Source organism: Bacteroidota bacterium, assembly GCA_034723125.1.
In the GTDB taxonomy this organism is placed as follows: Bacteria; Bacteroidota; Bacteroidia; order CAILMK01; family JAAYUY01; genus JAYEOP01.
Genome location: JAYEOP010000326.1, coordinates 1 through 2,633 on the forward strand (window position 1 = coordinate 1; position 2,633 = coordinate 2,633).

A 2,633-nucleotide genomic window follows, 5' to 3' on the forward strand; every position below is an offset into this window, starting at 1 on the left:
TCATACTTTGTGATTCTTCGTGTCTTAGAGCCTTCGTGGCTAATTATCAATGTCTTGCCACAAAGACACAAAGGCACAAAGTTGCACTAAGAAAAAATACATAATATAACAGTCAGATAATAAATATATGCTGAGCGGTCATAAATTACATTTTGCTATACCGTGTAAACGAATAATAATCAATTTATTAAACATAGTACCAAAGCTCAAATTATGACCAGTCGAAGTATATGTTAGCATACAGAATTATTATGCGAAACTTGAGTCATTTACTACTAATATTTTCTCCTTCCCCAAATGTAAGTTCTCGTTTTATTAGATTAGCTTCTACGACTTTAACCTTTAGTGATTGCCCAAGTTTAAATCTTTTCTTAGTTGTATATCCGGTAAACTGATAATTATCTTCGTCATAAATATAAAAATCATCCTTAATAGATTGAATAGGGACAAATCCTTCACACTTACTTTCTATCAACTCAACAAAAAATCCTGACTGAATAATTCCACTTATCACTCCCTTAAATGTTTCACCTAACCTATCTTTCATGTACTCAACTTGTTTGTATTTTATTGATGCTCTTTCACTTGCTTCTGCATTAATCTCTCTTTCCGAGCTATGTTTACATTTATCTTCCAATTCTTCAATTGAAGCCTTCGATTCATTTTTGCTTAAATAATCATTTAACAACCGGTGAACCATAACATCAGGATATCTTCGTATTGGTGAAGTAAAATGTGTGTAATTCTCAAATGAAAGTCCGAAATGCCCAATATTTTCAGCTGAGTATTCTGCTTTAGACATTGATTTTATTGCAAGTGTTTGTAAAAAGTTTTGCTCAGGTTTACCCTCAATTCTCTTCAACAGTTCATTAAAAGATTGTGCAAGTACTTTTTTATTACTATTATCAATCTGATAACCAAACTGCTGAACAATAATTATAAATTGTTCAAGTCTATCACGTTTTGGACTTTCATGATTCCTATATACAAAAGGAATTTCATCTTCATTATTCGTAATAATTGAAGCAACTTTTCTGTTTGCCAAAAGCATAAAATCTTCAATTAACATATTTGCTTCCTTCCTTAGCTTTTTTAAAATCCCTAAAGGATTACCTTTTTTATCAAGGTCAAATTCCACTTCTTCAGTTTCAAAAGAAAATGAACCGTCAGCATATCTTTGTTCTCTAAGCTTAGTTGCTATTGCATTAATTTTGAGAATTTCCTCAGCAAATTTTCCTTTTTTATCTTCAATTATTTTTTGCACATCCTCATAAGCAAATCTTTTATCCGAACGAATTATTGTTTTGCCAAACCATTCTTTATGAATAACTGCCTTATCATCCATTTCAAAAATTGCAGAAAAACACAATTTATCTTCATCAGGACGAAGGGAGCATAAATTATTTGACAATCGTTCGGGAAGCATAGGAATAACACGATCAACAAGATAAACGGATGTTGCTCTTTTAAAAGCTTCTTTATCAAGGTCAGTCCCCTGCTTTAAATAATGAGTTACATCAGCAATGTGAATTCCTATCTCATATTTTTTGTCATTTATTTTTCTAAAAGAAATAGCATCGTCAAAATCCTTAGCATCATGTGGGTCAATTGTAAATGTTAGAATTTTTCTAAGATCTTTACGTTTTTTAATTTCGTTTTCACTAATTGCATCCGAAATTGCTTCAGCATCCTGCAAAATATTTTTAGGGAATTTATAAGGCAACCCAAACTCCTCAATTATGGCATGCATTTCAACCTCGTTTTCTCCAGCTTTTCCTAAAACTTTTTTGATTTTCCCAAAAGGATTCTTTGAACCTTTTGGCCAATCAACAAATTGAACAATAACTTTTTCACCGTTTTTAGCTCCGGCAAGTTTTGTTAAAGGAACAAAAAAATCGATATGACTTTTATTACTATCAGGAACAACAAAAGCAAACTTTGATGAAAGCTCAACAATACCTACAAAGTCCGTTTTTGAACGTTCAATTATCCTTGTAACATGCCCTTCAATTTTTTTCCCTTTCCGTGTTTGTTGAATTAATATTTCTACATTATCTCCATTAAAAGCTGTTGCGGTGTGGCGAGGAGGAATAAAAATATCATCTTCAAATTCATCACAACTTACAAAAGCATATCCGAACTTTGTTATTTCAATTTTTCCGGTAAATACAGTTTTTTTTATCGATTTTGCTTTATATTTCCATGGATTTGGCTCGGCAATAACCCCATCTTCAACAAGCCGTTGAATTAGATTTTGTAAAACCGCTCTATCTTTTTTATTTTTAAAACCAAGTCTGTATGAAAGTTGTTTCACATTAAATGATTCATTAGGATTATTTTCCAAATACTTAACAATGGCAGATTGTAAACTTCTTTTTGCTTTTCTTTGAATTTTATTTTTTTTCTCTTTTTTAGACATAATTATTTTTGTTCATTTGGTAATTTGATTAATTGTTTTGTTATCATTTAATTGTTATTTTCTCATTCTATCATTAAATCTGCTACAATTCCATCCGAAAATAAAGTTCCCTCATCCGTAAGTTTTATTTTATTCCCTTCACGGAAAATAAAATCCATATTTTGAAAATATTCAATTTTGTTATCAAATTTTTCACGATTAAAATTATTACTTA

General features: G+C 30.5%; 1 protein-coding gene. It reads right to left on the reverse strand.

Annotated elements, in window-relative coordinates; translation table 11 throughout:
• Window positions 1-265: 265 nt before the first annotated feature.
• On the reverse strand, window positions 266-2,419 hold the full coding sequence (gene rnr / locus U9R42_09080; protein ID MEA3496172.1) for a ribonuclease R: 2,154 nt from the start codon (window positions 2,417-2,419) through the stop codon (window positions 266-268).
• Window positions 2,420-2,633: the final 214 nt, after the last annotated feature.

Coding starts and splice junctions, on each gene's coding strand:
- rnr (MEA3496172.1), bottom strand. CDS start 2,419: ATGTCTAAAAAAGAGAAAAAAAATAAAATTCAAAGAAAAGCAAAAAGA.